We start from the raw sequence: 16633 nt of genomic DNA, 5'->3' as shown, positions 1-16633 counted from the left end.
AACCTGCCTTTGTCATTTCACATTACTTTAATCTACGGTCGAACAGCTACAACCGCATCAATTTCAACAGGAGCATTTAACGGTAAAACAGCCACGCCGACAGCACTGCGGGCGTGAACACCAGCATCGCCAAAGACTTTCGCCAAAAGTTCAGAGGCGCCATTCACGACTTGCGCCTGCCGCGTAAAGGAAGGTGCTGAATTTACAAAAGCATTCAGCTTTATAATTTTTTCGACCCGATCAAGACTGGTAAGGGCAGCTTTCATCTGAGCCATAAGCATAATGGCACAGCGTTCGGCAGCTCTAAAACCGTAAGCTTCATCACGGTCTTCACCGAGGCGGCCTGTCATTAGCTGACCTTCAAGGAAAGGAAGCTGGCCAGAGATATGAAGCAAGTTACCCGCCAACACTGTAGGAGCATAAGCTGCAACAGGGGCTGCCGCTTCAGGGAGAAGGATGCCAAGTTCGGCAAGTCTGGTTTCAATAGTCATGGAAAAGATTTTTGTCTTATAGGGGGTAAAGGTCAAGCCCCGAAAGCACAGTTCATTTAAAAACAATCCGTTTTTATCAACAAACTGAACAAACACATAAATTATCGTTAGATTTGATAGATTTTTTTGGTCTAAACTGGCGCTATAATCAGAAAAGAATGGATGCGAATAATGGCTTCGCGTATTTTGATAGTTGAAGACAATGAATTAAACTTAAAACTCTTTTGTGATCTATTGCGCGCGCATCATTTTGACGTAGAGCCTGTAAGAGACGGGCGAGGCATGATAGCTCGCGCTCACAGTTTTATGCCAGATCTTATTATTATGGATATTCAACTACCCCATATTAGTGGGCTAGAGCTGATCGGGCAGATTCGAAAGACAAAAGAATTATGCCATATACCGATTATGGCAGTCACGGCCTATGCCGCACCAGAGGATGAACAAAAAATCCGTCAGGCTGGGGCAACCGGTTATATCGCGAAACCGATTTCTGTAGTTCGATTTCTTGAAGCCGTAAAAACTTTGATCTGATCGTAAAAGACAGAAAACCGGCCTACCCTGCCAACCACGAGCGGGTCACCGCAGAATAGCTGCCAAAAGGCAGGCCCGGTTTATCTGGGAATTTCTAAAGAAGCGCTTTAAAAAATTATTTAATTTTAGCTTCTTTGAATTCGACATGCTTCCGGACAACCGGATCATATTTACGAAGGCTCATTTTTTCGGTCTGGTTCCGCGGATTTTTGCGGGTAACATAGAAAAATCCGGTGTCTGCAGAACTAACGAGACGAATCTTAACTGTAGTCGGCTTAGCCATAGTGAAACCTTTTGCACCTAATTCTAGAAAAAAATGCTAATCGCATCAGGCGCCAGACATAGCTGCCGATCACCTGTAAAGTTGGCTTACTGCCCCTAAAAGCAGGGAAAAGTCAAGGGGTATATAGCTTTCTGGCCGATCAAGGGCAAGATGAACCCTGATTATCGGCAAAAATATAACAGGCAGGTCACTCAAAACCAATAACTTACAAAAATAAAGTAAATTTAAAATACAAAATTGGGGGCTCACTTTTACAATAAGCAAGCCCTCAAATTTGTTTGAATTTTAGAGAATATATTTACTCAAGTCAGAATTTTTGGCGATGCCAGATAATTTTTCATCGACATATTTCTTGTCTATTTTTATTTCTTCACCGCGCATATCCTCAGCATTAAAGCTGATATCCTCTAACAGTTTTTCCATTACTGTTGATAAACGACGAGCCCCAATATTCTCGACCTCGCTATTTACCTCGGCCGCGATATGCGCCAGCTGGCGGATACCATCTTCTTCAAAATGAAGAACAACATTTTCGGTGCCAATCAAGGCTCTATATTGTTCGACCAAAGACGCTCGGGTCGAAGAAAGAATGCGGATAAAATCATCTTCTGTCAAAGCAGACAATTCAACACGAATAGGCAGACGCCCCTGTAATTCCGGCAAAAGATCCGAAGGCTTTGCAACGTGGAAAGCACCAGATGCAATAAACAGAACATGGTCGGTTTTCATCGGGCCATATTTTGTCGTAACTGTTGTGCCTTCCAACAAAGGCAAAAGATCGCGCTGCACGCCTTCACGCGAAACAGAGCCCCCTCGAACATCGCTTACCGCAATTTTATCGACTTCATCCAAAAAGACGATACCATTTGCCTCGGCATTCGACAAAGCGATCCGGCCAATTTCATCCTTATCAAGACGGCGATCGGCTTCTTCGTCAATCAAACGACGCCATGCTTGACGAACAGGCAAACGCTGACGCTTTGTGCGATGTCCCTTCCCCAACATATCACTCAGACTAATCATGCCGACTTGTCCGCCCATACCTGGAATTTCCACCGGCATAGAGGGGGCTTCTTCCAGCTCAAGTTCGACTTCTCTTTCGTCAAGATGCCCATCTAAAAAGCGCTGACGGAAAGTCTCACGTGTAGCTTCACTGGCATCCTTACCGACCAAAGCCTCCAACAAGCGCTCCATTGCCGCTTGCTCTGCTTTTTCACGCACTAAAGCGCGCTGTTTCTCGCGCTCCAACCGGACGGCTTCTTCGACCAGATCACGACCAATCTGCTCAACATCGCGGCCGACATAACCAACTTCGGTAAATTTAGTCGCCTCAACTTTAATAAAAGGCGCATTTGCCAACTTAGCTAAACGACGACTAATCTCGGTTTTACCGCAGCCCGTGGGGCCTATCATCAAGATATTTTTAGGATTAACTTCATCCTTCAAATGCTCGGGCAAATTTTGTCGCCGCCAACGATTCCGCATAGCGACAGCAACAGCACGTTTTGCTTCTTTTTGTCCGACAATATGGGCATCCAAAGCCTCAACAATGGCTTTGGGCGTAAGGGCATCAGTCATACAATCTTTTTCCAGCAAGAAGAATTAAACTCGACTTTCAAGCGTCTCAATGGTCACCTGATCATTGGTGAAGACACAGATATCGGCAGCGACCGCCAGAGCCTTACGAGCAATGACTTCGGCATCTTCTTCGTAATCAACAAGAGCCCGCGCGGCAGACAATGCAAAGTTACCTCCAGACCCAATAGCAGCAATACCGCCAACAGGTTCTAAGACATCCCCATTGCCTGTTAATACCAATGTCACCTGATCATCAGCCACAATCATTAAAGCTTCAAGATTCCGTAGATATTTATCGGTGCGCCAGTCTTTAGCCAATTCAACAGCAGCCCGTAAAAGCTGCCCATTATGACGTTCCAGCTTGGCTTCAAGTCGCTCGAATAATGTAAAAGCATCCGCCGTGGCGCCAGCAAAGCCGCCAATAACAGAGCCATCTCCCAAGCGGCGTACTTTTCGGGCATTCGGCTTCATCACCGTATTGCCCATCGAAACCTGACCATCACCAGCAATGACAACACGTCCATTCCGTCTGACAGAAAGGATCGTTGTGCCATGCCAGCCTATTTTATCTTCACTCATCACCCAATCCCTTGAAGACTTAAACTTTTAGAAAACAATATGGGGAGATAATAATAAATCGCAATCGCTGAGCGCCCAGTTAAGAGAGATTAACAATCTCAAGACACGCTCATTCCTATGGAGATTCCGCTCTCAATGAAGCGCTAAAAGCAGAATATTTCCTACTTTTCTTCTCAAAATCATAGAATCAGCCTATCGGCCTATAAATCGAAAAAATGGCTTAAAAATCACGCTTTCCGATAAAAACATGAGAAAATTGTTAAATTCGGAGGAAAAATTCATTTTTTCTTGCAGCATCTGGCGAATAAGCGCTTTGGGCAATATTGCCATTTTTGTCAGGGAATATAAGAGTCACCAGCTTAAGACGCTGCGATCCCCGCTCGTCTAGTTGCTCAAAGGAAGGACAGGATGCCGGAATTAAGATTATAGACAAGGCTCCCATCTTTCTTAATGTAGCGACCACCGCCGGGATTCATTTCTGACAGGAATGAATCTTAAAAATTTTTCTATTTATTAATGCCATAGGATCACGACATGAACAGCAACGATCTGGTTGACCGGATTGCCTCCGGTCAGGGCCTCACCAAAACGGATGCCAAGAAGCTTGTAGATGCCGTTTTTTCTACCATTGTTGACGCTGCTGTCGCTGGAGAAGAAATTGCCCTGAACGGCTTCGGCAAATTCAAGGTAAAGCATAGTGCTGCCCGTAAAGGCCACAATCCGGCAACCTTACAGGAAATCGAAATTCCGGCTTCAAATCGTCTGACCTTTACTTCAGCCAAGGCTGTTAAAGATCGTTTGAACGCCTAATTTCCTGAAGACACGACCAATTGGCGCGGTAGCAGGCTACTGCGCCAATTTTTGCCACTCAAAATCCAATATTATCTTCTTCCTACCAAAATCTTTTCTGTGTAAGACCCAGCGGTAAAGGTCCGACTAGACTTCCATTTTTACACAAAAATTTCGATAATCCGAACCACTAGAGATATTATTTTTAGGACATCTCTCTGTTTACCGTTATATTCGCCGGCATTGCTTGATTATTCTTCCTTCAATCCGGAAAATTTATTAATGCGGAATCTGCTTTTTTCTTCCTGTTTTCTAATGGCTTGTAACACGGCCTTTTCACCGGCCAATGCGGGCATTACAGATCCGCCCTCTTCTTCTTTTACTGTTTCAGGCAGCCTCAGCCTTTTTTCGGATTATCGTTTCCGAGGTCTATCACGCAGCAATAATCATCCAGCCGTACAAGGCACTGTTACCGTAGCCCATAAAAGCGGTTTTTATGTTGGAGCATGGAGCTCTAATTTGGCGGGCTGGGGGAAAATGGGTGACAGCAAAATGGAGATCGATGTGTTTGGTGGTTATCGCCATACACTCGGCGCATTTACAATGGACGGTGGCGCAATTGGCTATATCTACCCCGCCGGAGGTGGCGGAACAAAAAACAACTATTTTGAAATTTACGGAAGCGCCAGCGCTCTTGTCGGGCCTTTCACAGGAAAACTTGGCTTTAATGTAGCCCCACCCCAACATGCCTTAGGACGTTATGATCCGGTTTCTCTTTCCAAACATGGCGATCACAGCAATGTCTACGCCTATGGTGAAACCGATTTTGCTATTCCACGCACAGCCGCTGCCTTACATGGCCATATCGGGCATACAAGCGGAGATGCTGGTTTTGGGCCTAACTTTGCCAGTCTATCCCCAACAGGAGGCTATTGGGATTGGAAGATCGGTGCAGACTATACTTTTGTAAAGCATGTGAAGGTCGGTGTCTGGTGGTCTGATACCAATATTGATAACAAAAAATTCAAATCTATGTGGTCATCTACAGATAAAGGTTTAGGGCGCAATGGATCTATAGCAGGAAGCGCCGCTATCTTTTCTTTGACCCTACTTCTTTAAAATCTTTTTATTCAAAAGCCGTTTTAGGGTAGTCAAGTCTCTAAAATCCAATGATTAAATCATCGGTCTAAAAATCACCTAACAGCTGGCGACTGTAGAATTTTCACAGCAGTAGCCAAAATAACCAAATTCTATTATTTAAATGTTGATCTTATTACATTAAAAATAAATTAAAAATTATCTCAATAAAAATGATTATTGTTACTATAGTAACAAGAATTTAAAGAATAAATTTTTTTAGAAAAAATCAAGTAAGTAAGACTAATTTTTTCTATGGAAAATTTTTTATACTTAAAAAAATATACGATATTGAGTAAAAACACAAAGAGCGACTATCGAATAGGTCGAAAGTCGCTCAATCTGTTTTTATTTAGGCTGAAAAGAAGACAGCTAATAGAATTAGTTTTCTTCTTTGGCTTCTTCTGCAAGGATAATCAGCCCTTTTTCGTTGATTTCAGCAAAGCCACCAGAAATATGAAACTTTGTTTCGATCTGATGTTCACTGCTATAAATAGCCACTTCGCCATCCCGGATAGCTGTCATGGTAGGCATATGACCTGCCATAACACCAAGATCGCCCTCGGTTCCGGGAACAACGACCATAAAAGCATCGCCGGAACGGGCAAGACGTGAAGGTGTTACCAGTTCATAATGAAGCTCAGCCATTCTTCCTCACTATCTCCGCCCCTTTCTATACAGAAAGAGGCGGTTTTATTTTTCAGCAACTAGGCTGCTTCTGCGGCCATTTTTTCAGCTTTAGCGACAGCTTCATCGATAGAGCCGACCATGTAGAAAGCATTTTCAGGCAAATCATCATATTTACCATCAATGATTTCACGGAAGGAACGAACCGTATCTTCAACCTGAACAAATTTACCAGGCATGCCGGTAAAGACTTCAGCCACATGGAAAGGCTGTGACAGGAAGCGCTGAATACGACGAGCACGACCAACGACCTTGCGATCGTCTTCCGACAATTCGTCCATACCCAAAATGGCAATGATATCCTGCAAGTTTTTATAATGCTGCAAAATTTCCTGCACATCACGAGCCGTCTGGTAATGCTCATCACCAACGATGCGTGGTTCAAGGTTACGGCTGGAAGAGTCAAGCGGATCGACGGCGGGATAAATACCCATTTCCGAGATCGCACGGCTCAACACGGTAGTCGCATCCAAATGGGCAAAACTGGCGGCAGGTGCAGGATCGGTCAAATCGTCGGCCGGAACATAGATGGCCTGAACCGAGGTAATGGAACCCTTCTTGGTAGAAGTAATACGTTCCTGCAACTGACCCATGTCAGTAGCCAAAGTTGGCTGATAACCCACGGCAGAAGGAATACGACCCAACAGAGCGGAAACCTCTGCACCAGCCTGCGTGAAGCGGAAGATGTTATCCACGAAGAACAACACGTCTTGACCTTCTTGATCACGGAAATATTCCGCCATCGTCAGACCAGAAAGAGCAACACGAGCACGGGCTCCCGGCGGTTCGTTCATCTGGCCATAGACCAAGGCCACTTTGGAACCTTCAGAAATCGCATTACCATCTTTGTCGCTGGCAATAACGCCAGCTTCAAGGAATTCATGGTAAAGATCGTTACCTTCACGGGTGCGCTCACCAACGCCGGCGAACACCGAGAAACCACCATGGCCTTTAGCGATATTGTTGATCAGTTCCTGAATCAACACGGTCTTACCAACACCGGCACCACCGAACAATCCGACCTTACCACCTTTGGAGTAAGGGGCCAGAAGATCGATAACCTTAATACCCGTCGTCAGAATAGCTGTATCCGTGCTCTGTTCCGTGAAAGGCGGAGCATCAGCATGAATTGGCATGGTCTGTTTGCTGCCGATGGGACCCCGTTCATCAACAGGACGACCAACGACGTTCATGATACGGCCGAGCGTTTCAGGGCCAACCGGGACGCGGATTTCACTACCGGTATCAACGACTTCCTGACCACGAACCAAACCGTCGGTCGTATCCATAGAAATGGTGCGAACGACATTTTCACCCAAATGCTGAGCTACTTCCAGAACAACCGTAGCATCCTGGTTTTTGGTTTCAAGAGCCGTAAGAAGAGGAGGAAGTTTCTCTTCAAAAAGCACGTCGACGACCGGACCAATGACCTGGCTTATCCGGCCAATATTCTTTTTACTAGAGGCAGTAGCCATAATATTTTCCTTGCCAGTAATTCTTTAATTACAACGCTTCTGCGCCCGAAATAATTTCGACCAATTCAGTCGTAATCGCTGCCTGACGCAAACGGTTATACTGAATAGACAGTTTGGAAATCATTTCACCGGCATTACGGGTGGAATTTTCCATGGCCGACATACGACTACCCTGCTCGGACGTCGCATTTTCAAGCATAGCCTGATAAATGGCAACGGCGATGCTACGGGGCAGCAATGTCGACAAAATGGTTTCTTCATCAGGTTCGAATTCAATCGCACCAGAAGAAGCATCATTGGCTGCAGCCTGATTTTTCGTATCATCACCTTCAGGTGCCGCAGGGATAATCTGCGTTTCTGTCGGTACTTGTGACAGCACCGAGTGATAATGCGAAAAGAACAGATGGGCGACGTCAAATTCACCCGCATTAAAACGCTGGATTAAATCCTGAGCGATTTTCTGCGCATTTTCGAAAGTAACCGGCGAAGTCTCTTCACGTTTAGTTTCGTGAATAGTCTTGCCAGGGAAATTATTACGAATTACCGGCGCATTTTTAATACCGATAACATAGAATTGAACGGTTTTACCCGCCGCTTCCAACGCCAAAGCCCGATCCCGAGCCTGACGGTAAATATTGGAATTAAAACCACCGCATAAGCCGGCGTCAGAAGACGTGACAATCAACAAATGCGTCTGGTCTTTGCCGCGCCCGTTTAACAAGGGCAAAGCATTAGGCGTTCCGGCTGCTCTCGCAGCCAGTAACGACATAACTTGCGCCATTCGCTTTGCATAAGGACGAGCTGCTGCAAGACGACTTTCTGCCCGCCGAAGCTTGGCAGAAGCCACCATTTGCATAGCCCGAGTGATCTTACTGATCGACTTAATCGAACTGACGCGCGTTTTTAAACTTTTCAGGCTGGGCATAGTGTCCCCACTCCTGTCATTGACACATCAGAATTAGGCGAAAATTTTGGCAAAGTTATCAAGCGCAGCCGTCAACTTCGACTTGGTTTCGTCAGAGAAGTCGCCCGTCTCACGGATCGTCGCCAGCAAGTCGTTATGGCTTGAGCGCATATAGCTCAGCATAGCTTCTTCATAGCGGTTAACATCCGAAACTTCGATACCATCGATATAGCCGTTCGTACCCGCGAAAAGGGAAACAACTTGCTCTTCAAATGGCATCGGATGGAACTGCGGCTGCTTCAGAAGTTCAGTCAAACGTTTACCACGATTGAGCAACTTCTGGGTAGACGCATCAAGGTCAGAACCGAACTGAGCAAAGGCCGCCATTTCGCGATACTGAGCCAATTCCAACTTGATAGAACCAGCAACTTTTTTCATGGCCTTGGTCTGCGCAGCAGAACCCACACGGCTCACGGAAAGACCGACGTTAATAGCAGGGCGAATACCCTGATAGAACAAATCGGTTTCAAGGAAGATCTGACCATCCGTAATCGAAATCACGTTCGTCGGAATATAGGCAGAAACGTCACCGGCCTGAGTTTCAATGATCGGCAAAGCGGTCAAGGAACCTGCACCCATTTTGTCGCTCATCTTTGCTGCGCGTTCCAGCAAACGCGAATGCAAATAGAAAACGTCACCAGGATAAGCTTCACGGCCTGGCGGACGACGCAGCAACAAAGACATCTGACGATAAGCAACAGCCTGCTTGGAAAGATCGTCATAAACGATCAAAGCGTGCTGTTTGTTGTCGCGGAAATATTCACCCATAGAGCAGGCTGAATACGGCACCAGATACTGAAGCGGAGCAGGTTCAGAAGCCGTAGCAGCTACGACGATTGAGTACTCCATGGCACCCATTTCTTCGAGCTGACGAACAATCTGAGCAACGGTCGAACGTTTCTGCCCGATCGCAACATAGATACAAAACAGCTTCTTGGTATTGTCGCTGCCGCTGTTAACCTGTTTCTGGTTAATAAAGGCGTCAATAGCAATAGCGGTTTTACCGGTCTGACGGTCACCAATAATCAATTCACGCTGACCACGTCCAACTGGAACCAATGCGTCAAGGGCTTTGATGCCCGTCTGCACGGCTTCGTGAACGGATTTACGCGGGATGATACCTGGAGCCATCTCTTCAGAACGACGCCGTAATTTGGCGTTGATGGGGCCTTTTCCGTCGATCGGATTACCCAGAGCATCAACAACGCGCCCTAACAATTCCGGTCCGACCGGAACGTCAACGATTTGACCGGTTCTGCGAACCGTATCGCCTTCACCCACTTCAAGATCGGAGCCAAAAATCACGACGCCGACGTTATCGGCCTCGAGGTTGAGGGCCATCCCCTGAACACCACTGGAGAAGGTAACCATTTCGCCGGCCTCGACTTTATCGAGACCATATACGCGGGCGATACCATCGCCCACTGAAATCACCCGACCAACTTCGCTGACTTCGGCATCAGCACCAAAGCCTTCGATCTGTTCACGGATGACTTTTGAAATTTCTGCGGCGCGGATTTCCATATTCACCCTTTCATCGCCTGTGCAAGCATATGCAGCTTGCTCCGAATCGATCCGTCAATCTGACGTGAACCAAGACGAACAATCATCCCGCCAAGAATGGAAGGATCAACCGTTGCGTTGATTTGCACATCAGCCTTAAGCTGTTCTTTAAGCCGAGCGGTCAGCGTCGACTTTTGTTCGTCAGATAAAGGATGAGCCGTAATAACATCGGCCACCTTTTCAGAACGAAGGTCAGCTACATATTGGCGATAGGCGCTCGCAATTTCAGGAAAAGCGCCCAGCCGCCCCTTAGCAGCCAACAGATTCAGAAATTTTGCCGTTAAATCATCAATCGCCAGCACAGGAACCAGTGCCGCGATAGCTTTTTCAACATGTTTACGGGAAAAGATTTGATTATTTGCAAGCAGACGAAGTTCTCTTGCTTGAGCAAAAGCTTCATCGAATTTGCCGAGACTGGCAGCGACCGTGTCGATCTGCCCTTTTTCCTGTGCAACCTCGAAAAGTGCCAGGGCATAACGGCCACCAAGGCTTGCTTGAATGCTGCCGGATATTTCCATGCGCCTGCCGTCCCCAGATTATAGATGCCTCACCCTGTATTCCGTCCCGGTTCGAAACAACCGGGGCGCACATAGGGCCACACTGGATATGCCGCATAGGCATACAAAACCGGCGAGAATAAAAGATGGAAACCCGAAGGCTTTTCAATCATTTTCACCAGTTATGATCCGCAGTTTAATTAGCAGGGGGGCGGATGGGATGCAAGGTGGCGCTAACCGATTAGCACAAATCGAAAATTCAAAAAAATCGATAAAATAAAGCATAAAAAAACAAAAATGGCAAAAGAGGTTTCAGACCTCTTCTGCCAAAATAGTGGCTATTATCAGAGACTTTTCAAGAAAATCCCGAAAAACTTCCGATAAAAACAAGAGAGCGCATTTTTTTCTAAAGGAAAGCGCTGTTATTTTGTCTCAGCCTTGAAAAGCGTAATTATTACCCTTGTTGATCAACCCAGACACCGAGTCTTTCTGCTATCTTAGAAAAGGCCGCAGCAGCGCCTTCTGCCGAGTCTTTCAGACAGTCTCCGAGATGGCCGGAATCAGCTGCCAAACGGATATTCAGACCCAAGGGAATATATCCCCAAAAATCGATTCCCATATCTGCCGCCGCTAATTCAGCGCCTCCGGCACCAAAAGGATCGGATATTTCACCACAATGAGGGCATTGATAACCGGCCATATTTTCAATCAGGCCAATAATTGGGGTTTCAGTTTTTCGGAACAGATCGACCGCTCTTTTAGCGTCAATCAATGCCATATCTTGAGGGGTCGAGATAATCAGAACGCCATCCGGCTTATGTTCTCTCACCATGGAAAGCTGAATATCACCGGTTCCGGGGGGCAAATCCACGATCAAAACATCACATTCACTCCAGTCCGCCGCCATTAACTGATTAAATGCGCCTGCAATTTTAGGACCCCGCCAAGCAATAGCCTGATTAGGATCAGCAATCTGCCCCATAGAAAGCATGGCGATCCCGTCTGCGGTTACAACTGGGCGTAACTGATCACCGACAGCCGCAACAGATTGTTGTTTGGCGCCCATGAGTAGCGCCTGTGACGGGCCATAAATATCAGCATCAACCAAGCCAACACGCCGTCCCTTTTGCTTCAACAATAAAGCCAATGCCGCCGACAAGGTAGACTTTCCGACGCCGCCCTTGCCGCTTGCAACCGCGATAATCTTCGGTTTTGGCTTGCTTAAGACAAAGGTAAAATATGTCTTGGCAACAGAAGGATCTGCTTGCAACAAATCGGATATTTGTTTTTCAAGAAGGGCGCGCTGCTCTGCTGTCAGACCATTAGCTCGAATAACAAAACGGGCATTAGACTCTTTTAATTCGGCAGCCATAAGCCGTTTAGACTCAATCAGACTCTGGCCAGAAACAGGGTCAGACACAGAACGTATTTTATCAAAAAGATAGGCTTCTTCAGAAGCGGCATTGCGGTCTTGGTCAGCCATCAATCAACCTGAAATGAAAACAAAGAGGAATATATCTGGATTCAGCTTGGATAATTCAGAAAATCTTGCCGAAAATATCACAAACATCATAAATTCAGGCGAATGATATATTCTAAATCCTGCTCTTTTAAAGGGAATAACCGCAATAATCCCAAGATCTTTTTTAATCCTATTGCACTCTGATATAGATGTCTTAAAATTTCAATGTTTGGTCATTATCTTAATTACCCTATGGCATCTCTTTAAAGAAGAGGGGATTTTATTTTCTATAATAATTGTAAAATTCTGGGAAAAAGTGACCAATATCTGAAATATCATTCAAAAAAGGTTCAGCTATTATTTTCCTATTCTGACTAGAGCTTTCATAAACATCGCTTATATTAAAACAGCTAATCGGATGCTATATTTAGCTCTATCTTAAGGATGCTATGGCTTAAAATATTTAAGTCGTGACCAGCATACCCAACAAAAACGATGATGAATTAAACGAAGGAGTGACAGTGACACCCCCGAAAAAAATCAGGAGGTCTGCCAAAGTGCGCTACGCCTATGCCGTTACTGCCGCCTTACTTATCGGCGGCGCCACTGCCACCATGGTCACCCAGCAGCCGGTAGATGCACAGGTCGCCCAAAATGCGCCAGGAACAATCCATGCACCGGTTTCAAAGAATGGAACCATACCCGGCTTTGCAGATCTTGTTGAAAAATTACAGCCAGCCGTTGTCAATATTTCGACAACACAAAGGGTAAAAATCCAAACGCCCGCTAATCCTTTTGCTGGCACCCCTTTCGCAGATCTGTTCGGGGGACTTGGCGGCGGAGACACCGGACGCCCTATAACAAGGGAAGCCCAGTCACTAGGTTCCGGCTTCATCGTCTCACCGGATGGTTTTGTTGTGACCAATAACCATGTTATTTCGGCAGGCGATCCAGACAAGCAAGGATCAGGCACGGCCAGTGCTGTTGTCGAATCCATCACGGTTACTTTACCGGATCATGGCGAATATAAAGCCCGTGTTGTCGGGCGGGATTCCGCATCAGATCTGGCTTTGCTCAAAATTGAATCAGCAAAACCCCTTCCCTTCGTCCAATTCGGGGATTCGACCAGAACCCGCGTAGGCGATTGGGTGTTGGCGATCGGTAATCCCTTTGGCTTTGGGGGCTCGGTTACCGCTGGTATCGTGTCCGCTATGCATCGTGGCGTTGGTTCAGGGCCTTATAACCGTTACATCCAGACGGATGCGGCCATCAATCAGGGCAACTCCGGCGGGCCAATGTTTGATGTAAACGGGAATGTTATCGGTATTAACACGGCGATTTGGGCGCCAAGTGGTGGCAATATCGGTATTGGTTTCGCGATTCCGGCAGAAATCGCCAAACCTGTGATTGATACATTGCGGTCTGGCAAGAAAGTCCGTCATGGCTATCTGGGCATTGCCATACAGGTGCTGACAGATGATATCGCAGCCGGTCTAGGCTTACCCAAAGATCACGGTGAAATCGTAGTTCGGGTAGAACCCGGCGGCCCCGGATTTAAAGCCGGTATTCGTCAGGGTGATGTTCTGGTTAAGGTCAATAATATTGACGTTACACCAGATAATACCCTTAGCTATCTGGTGGCTAGCCAGCCCGTCGGTGCGAAAGTTCCGATTGAAGTTATCCGCAATGGCAAACATATGACGCTTTATGCGGTTCTGGCAGAACGCCCGCCAGAAGATCAACTGGCTTCAAATGGTGTGCCAGATAACGATGATAGCGACGATGACAGCAACCAGAATACCCCTCGCAATTCAGCACGGACAGCACTGGGTATCACCTTAGAGCCTGTCACTCCTGAAGTAGCGAACCGGTTAAACATTCCGCAGAATTCGCATGGCCTCTGGATATCGAATGTCGATCAATCCAGCGATGCCGCAGAAAAAGGTCTGCGCCGTGGCGATGTCATTCTGTCTATGAATGAACATCCGGTAACCAGTATCGGGGATGCGGTCGCCGCTATCAATGCAACAAAGGCCGCCGGTCGCAATACTGTGCTTGTTCTGGTTCAGCGTGGTAATAATCCGCCGCTCTTCACCGGACTGAAGCTGATGTCTCCGACTAAAAACAAATAATATCTTTAATAAAGAGACCCGTTTTTCTTCCAAGAAAGGCGGGTCTTTTTTATTCGATAAGATTTTTTCTATAACGGGACAAAGGAAACATCATGAGCAATCCTGTTCAAAAATTCTTCAGCCATGTTTTTAAAGGCGATATACAAGGCGCATTGCAATTTGTTCATGAAAATGCTGTCTTCGAAGCCCAAGGCCCCAGCGATGTCCCAATCTATGGCCGCTATAACGGCCATGAAGGTGTCATAAAATTTTTATCTATTCTATCAGGATTATTCGATACCGAAGACTTCAAATGCTTCGAATGGTCAGACTCTGAAAATTATGTTTTTGGCTATGGCTACATGCAGCATAGAGTCAAAAAGACAGGTAAATTATTCAAATCGGAATGGGCGCTGGTGTGCAAAATAGAAAATAATCTTATTATCTCCTACAAAATCTTCGAAGATACCGCCGCTTTGCAATCGGCTTATAAAGACTAAGCGCACTTCAAATTCAAAGCCCAATATAACTTCGAAAAGACAGCTACTGAATAAAAAGCCTAACAACTAAGGATACTCTTATCCTCTAGGGGTATCGGTAAATAAAAATATCCAAAAACAGGCTCAGGATAGTTGCACGACTAAGCTAGCAATCTAGACCGTTTAGGCCAGACTTTATTAGAAATTTTAAGGATTAGAATAAGAGATAAATTGGCCTAATCATTTACCAAAGGAAGGGTAAATGATGGTGGACAGGAATGGATTCGAACCATTGTAGGGCGAAGCCCGGCAGATTTACAGTCTGCTGCCTTTAACCACTCGGCCACCTGTCCACAAGGAGGCAATTTATTTGAGGGGGTTGAATGGCGAAAATATCACCATTTGTCAAGCTGATATTTGAAAAATAATTATTTTTTATTCATTTATCTGAAAAAAAGTGCCCAAAATCACGATTGTCTATTTTACATCCTGTAAACTGAAACGATATGACGGCTTTCAAATAGGCATTTATCTCGAAAGTGATAATATCGCCTAAGATAACCCAAGACTTGCATTAAGGAATAAATTTATGGCTCGAAGCCGGAATAAGGCCTCCCCCTCTCATCCTCGTTTTTGGGGACGCCATGCGGTTGAAGCGGCTCTCAACAATCCAGAACGCCATATCCGGCGGATATGGGCTACAAGGGAAGCCTTGGCACCCTATAATATTGATAAATCTATTCCGGTCACTCTTTCTGACGTTGCCGATCTGGGTCGTTTTGTTCCTAATGATGCCCCGCATCAAGGCATTGTTATCGAGGTTGATCCTCTTCCTGATATCTGGCTGGCTGACCTTTTGGATTTGCCAGAAACAGATAAACGCCCGCTTCTAGTTCTCGATCAAGTGACAGATCCCCATAATGTCGGGGCTATTCTACGCTCGGCGGCGGCCTTTGATGCCCTCGGCATCATTACACAAGATCGCCATGCACCGCCAGAATCCGGCGCTTTAGCACGGGCAGCCAGTGGTGCTTTGGAAGTCGTTCCTTGGGTCAGAGTGACCAATCTGGCGCGGGCTTTAGATGAAATTGCAGAAGCCGGTTATTGGCGTATTGGTTTGACGGGTCATTCAGAAGCCACCTTATCCCAAACCTTAGGCAGCGGAAAAACCGCGTTAGTCTTAGGAGCAGAAGGCGAAGGCTTGCGGCAGAATACTGAAGCGCATTGCGATGAATTGGCGAAATTGCCGATCAGCTCTAAAATCGAGAGCCTGAACGTTTCGAATGCGGTGGCTGTCGCCCTTTATGCGGCAGCGGAAAAGCTCAATAGCCAAGACTAATCACAAGGGCAGCATTCTTTCCAAAAGGAGGCTGCCTTTCCATTTCTTTAAAATTACACTCAAAAACAAAAAAGCCGCCGTGTCATTCGGAGGCTTTCCTCAAAATATCAAAAACACTAATTCGGTAGATGCTGCTGCACCTTTTCAACCCATTCGGGAATAAAGCAAGGCGGACGGTTCGACCATCCGGGTGCCGTCACGGCAGCCTCACTAATCGACTGCAAAAGCGCACGACGCTTTTCAGGATGAAGATGCGGCAAAGCAGCCGATGCACAAAACGCTGATGGTAACCAAGGACGCACAGCCGCCCCAATCAGCCTTTCGTAAAGAAAACGATAGGCTGAGAAACTGTTCAGACGATCCTGCCCCAAATCAAAAGCCGACATAATAATCAGCGGCGTCATGAAATGCTGCAAAGATTCCAAACCATTGTCATCCGGCAAGTGATGACGAACCGTATCCAAATGATGATACACTTGAGTCTGCGCCCGAATACTGGCCGCTTCGATAACATCCCGCGACCACCGTTCTAAAACGTCATGGCGTTTCAGACCAATATCCAATGAACGACGAATATAGCGTTGAGTTGCAGCCGGAAAGGTCGCAAACTCTTTCATTTCCACCAGAGCCATGGCACCATTAGCTGGTTTCTTCGGGGAATTCAT

Annotated in this window: 17 protein-coding genes and 1 tRNA gene; 6 read left to right on the top strand and 12 right to left on the bottom strand. The window is 46.3% G+C overall.

Annotated features, from left to right (window positions below; all coding sequences use genetic code 11):
- Positions 1-32: 32 nt before the first annotated feature.
- Entirely contained in the window at positions 33-491 is a 459-nt protein-coding gene (locus ZMOB_RS04190; protein WP_011240194.1) for a RidA family protein, read from the bottom strand.
- Between the two features lie 171 nt (positions 492-662).
- Between ZMOB_RS04190 and ZMOB_RS04185 the strand changes: the two genes are divergently transcribed.
- On the top strand, positions 663-1025 hold the full coding sequence (locus ZMOB_RS04185) for a response regulator (protein WP_012817423.1): 363 nt from the start codon (positions 663-665) through the stop codon (positions 1023-1025).
- Positions 1026-1140: 115 nt separating this feature from the next.
- Here ZMOB_RS04185 and rpmG read toward each other — a convergent pair whose 3' ends face one another.
- The 3 genes from rpmG to hslV all read right to left on the bottom strand — a co-directional run bounded on the left by rpmG (position 1141) and on the right by hslV (position 3465).
- Positions 1141-1308, bottom strand: a complete 168-nt coding sequence (gene rpmG, locus ZMOB_RS04180) for a 50S ribosomal protein L33 (protein WP_011240192.1) — start codon at positions 1306-1308, stop codon at positions 1141-1143.
- Between the two features lie 285 nt (positions 1309-1593).
- Positions 1594-2886 carry an ATP-dependent protease ATPase subunit HslU gene (hslU, locus tag ZMOB_RS04175; protein WP_012817424.1) on the bottom strand — a complete coding sequence of 431 codons (1293 nt, stop codon included), beginning with the start codon at positions 2884-2886 and terminating at the stop codon, positions 1594-1596.
- Positions 2887-2910: 24 nt separating this feature from the next.
- Positions 2911-3465, bottom strand: a complete 555-nt coding sequence (gene hslV / locus ZMOB_RS04170; protein ID WP_011240190.1) for an ATP-dependent protease subunit HslV — start codon at positions 3463-3465, stop codon at positions 2911-2913.
- A 534-nt stretch (positions 3466-3999) separates the two neighbouring features.
- Here hslV and ZMOB_RS04165 point away from each other — a divergent pair.
- On the top strand, positions 4000-4275 hold the full coding sequence (locus ZMOB_RS04165) for an HU family DNA-binding protein (protein ID WP_011240189.1): 276 nt from the start codon (positions 4000-4002) through the stop codon (positions 4273-4275).
- A 261-nt stretch (positions 4276-4536) separates the two neighbouring features.
- A complete protein-coding gene (locus tag ZMOB_RS04160; protein ID WP_014500719.1) occupies positions 4537-5373 on the top strand; it encodes a TorF family putative porin in 837 nt (278 codons plus the stop codon).
- Positions 5374-5772: 399 nt separating this feature from the next.
- Here the strand turns inward: ZMOB_RS04160 and ZMOB_RS04155 are convergent, their stop codons facing one another.
- From ZMOB_RS04155 to ZMOB_RS04125, 6 genes are all read right to left on the bottom strand, one after another.
- Positions 5773-6039: an ATP synthase F1 subunit epsilon gene (locus tag ZMOB_RS04155; protein WP_011240187.1), complete on the bottom strand. Its 267-nt coding sequence runs from the start codon at positions 6037-6039 to the stop codon at positions 5773-5775.
- Between the two features lie 59 nt (positions 6040-6098).
- A complete protein-coding gene (atpD, locus tag ZMOB_RS04150; protein ID WP_014500718.1) occupies positions 6099-7553 on the bottom strand; it encodes a F0F1 ATP synthase subunit beta in 1455 nt (484 codons plus the stop codon).
- Between the two features lie 28 nt (positions 7554-7581).
- Positions 7582-8478, bottom strand: coding sequence for a F0F1 ATP synthase subunit gamma (locus ZMOB_RS04145; protein WP_011240185.1), 897 nt, complete (start codon positions 8476-8478; stop codon positions 7582-7584).
- Positions 8479-8511: 33 nt separating this feature from the next.
- On the bottom strand, positions 8512-10041 hold the full coding sequence (gene atpA, locus ZMOB_RS04140; RefSeq protein WP_011240184.1) for a F0F1 ATP synthase subunit alpha: 1530 nt from the start codon (positions 10039-10041) through the stop codon (positions 8512-8514).
- Between the two features lie 2 nt (positions 10042-10043).
- Positions 10044-10598 (bottom strand): F0F1 ATP synthase subunit delta, encoded by a 555-nt coding sequence (locus ZMOB_RS04135; RefSeq protein WP_011240183.1) that lies wholly within the window; start codon positions 10596-10598, stop codon positions 10044-10046.
- Positions 10599-11031: 433 nt separating this feature from the next.
- Positions 11032-12060 carry an Mrp/NBP35 family ATP-binding protein gene (locus ZMOB_RS04125; protein ID WP_014500717.1) on the bottom strand — a complete coding sequence of 343 codons (1029 nt, stop codon included), beginning with the start codon at positions 12058-12060 and terminating at the stop codon, positions 11032-11034.
- A gap of 536 nt (positions 12061-12596) precedes the next feature.
- On the opposite strand from ZMOB_RS04125, the gene ZMOB_RS04120 reads away from it, so the two are divergent.
- Positions 12597-14171 carry a Do family serine endopeptidase gene (locus ZMOB_RS04120; protein ID WP_011240181.1) on the top strand — a complete coding sequence of 525 codons (1575 nt, stop codon included), beginning with the start codon at positions 12597-12599 and terminating at the stop codon, positions 14169-14171.
- Positions 14172-14263: 92 nt separating this feature from the next.
- Positions 14264-14650, top strand: coding sequence for a nuclear transport factor 2 family protein (locus ZMOB_RS04115; protein ID WP_011240180.1), 387 nt, complete (start codon positions 14264-14266; stop codon positions 14648-14650).
- 245 nt (positions 14651-14895) lie between these two features.
- Here ZMOB_RS04115 and ZMOB_RS04110 read toward each other — a convergent pair.
- Positions 14896-14982, bottom strand: a tRNA-Tyr gene (locus ZMOB_RS04110).
- Positions 14983-15218: 236 nt separating this feature from the next.
- Between ZMOB_RS04110 and rlmB the strand changes: the two genes are divergently transcribed.
- A complete protein-coding gene (rlmB, locus tag ZMOB_RS04105; protein ID WP_014500716.1) occupies positions 15219-15968 on the top strand; it encodes a 23S rRNA (guanosine(2251)-2'-O)-methyltransferase RlmB in 750 nt (249 codons plus the stop codon).
- 116 nt (positions 15969-16084) lie between these two features.
- Here the strand turns inward: rlmB and ZMOB_RS04100 are convergent, their stop codons facing one another.
- Positions 16085-16633, bottom strand: coding sequence for a hypothetical protein (locus ZMOB_RS04100; RefSeq protein ID WP_011240178.1), 549 nt, complete (start codon positions 16631-16633; stop codon positions 16085-16087).

This window comes from Zymomonas mobilis subsp. mobilis ATCC 10988 (assembly GCF_000175255.2).
Taxonomy (GTDB): Bacteria; Pseudomonadota; Alphaproteobacteria; order Sphingomonadales; family Sphingomonadaceae; genus Zymomonas; species Zymomonas mobilis.
The sequence above is the reverse complement of the archived record's forward strand: the minus strand, read 5'-3'. Positions and strand labels throughout refer to the sequence as shown.

What these genes read in the sequence shown, in the direction of transcription:
- atpA (WP_011240184.1), bottom strand. Translation starts at nt 10,041, where the DNA reads ATGGAAATCCGCGCCGCAGAAATTTCAAAAGTCATCCGTGAACAGATC.
- hslU (WP_012817424.1), bottom strand. Translation starts at nt 2,886, where the DNA reads ATGACTGATGCCCTTACGCCCAAAGCCATTGTTGAGGCTTTGGATGCC.
- atpD (WP_014500718.1), bottom strand. Translation starts at nt 7,553, where the DNA reads ATGGCTACTGCCTCTAGTAAAAAGAATATTGGCCGGATAAGCCAGGTC.
- ZMOB_RS04155 (WP_011240187.1), bottom strand. Translation starts at nt 6,039, where the DNA reads ATGGCTGAGCTTCATTATGAACTGGTAACACCTTCACGTCTTGCCCGT.
- ZMOB_RS04160 (WP_014500719.1), top strand. Translation starts at nt 4,537, where the DNA reads ATGCGGAATCTGCTTTTTTCTTCCTGTTTTCTAATGGCTTGTAACACG.
- ZMOB_RS04190 (WP_011240194.1), bottom strand. Translation starts at nt 491, where the DNA reads ATGACTATTGAAACCAGACTTGCCGAACTTGGCATCCTTCTCCCTGAA.
- rlmB (WP_014500716.1), top strand. Translation starts at nt 15,219, where the DNA reads ATGGCTCGAAGCCGGAATAAGGCCTCCCCCTCTCATCCTCGTTTTTGG.
- ZMOB_RS04100 (WP_011240178.1), bottom strand. Translation starts at nt 16,633, where the DNA reads ATGAATTCCCCGAAGAAACCAGCTAATGGTGCCATGGCTCTGGTGGAA.
- hslV (WP_011240190.1), bottom strand. Translation starts at nt 3,465, where the DNA reads ATGAGTGAAGATAAAATAGGCTGGCATGGCACAACGATCCTTTCTGTC.
- ZMOB_RS04115 (WP_011240180.1), top strand. Translation starts at nt 14,264, where the DNA reads ATGAGCAATCCTGTTCAAAAATTCTTCAGCCATGTTTTTAAAGGCGAT.
- ZMOB_RS04135 (WP_011240183.1), bottom strand. Translation starts at nt 10,598, where the DNA reads ATGGAAATATCCGGCAGCATTCAAGCAAGCCTTGGTGGCCGTTATGCC.
- ZMOB_RS04125 (WP_014500717.1), bottom strand. Translation starts at nt 12,060, where the DNA reads ATGGCTGACCAAGACCGCAATGCCGCTTCTGAAGAAGCCTATCTTTTT.
- ZMOB_RS04165 (WP_011240189.1), top strand. Translation starts at nt 4,000, where the DNA reads ATGAACAGCAACGATCTGGTTGACCGGATTGCCTCCGGTCAGGGCCTC.
- ZMOB_RS04185 (WP_012817423.1), top strand. Translation starts at nt 663, where the DNA reads ATGGCTTCGCGTATTTTGATAGTTGAAGACAATGAATTAAACTTAAAA.
- ZMOB_RS04145 (WP_011240185.1), bottom strand. Translation starts at nt 8,478, where the DNA reads ATGCCCAGCCTGAAAAGTTTAAAAACGCGCGTCAGTTCGATTAAGTCG.
- rpmG (WP_011240192.1), bottom strand. Translation starts at nt 1,308, where the DNA reads ATGGCTAAGCCGACTACAGTTAAGATTCGTCTCGTTAGTTCTGCAGAC.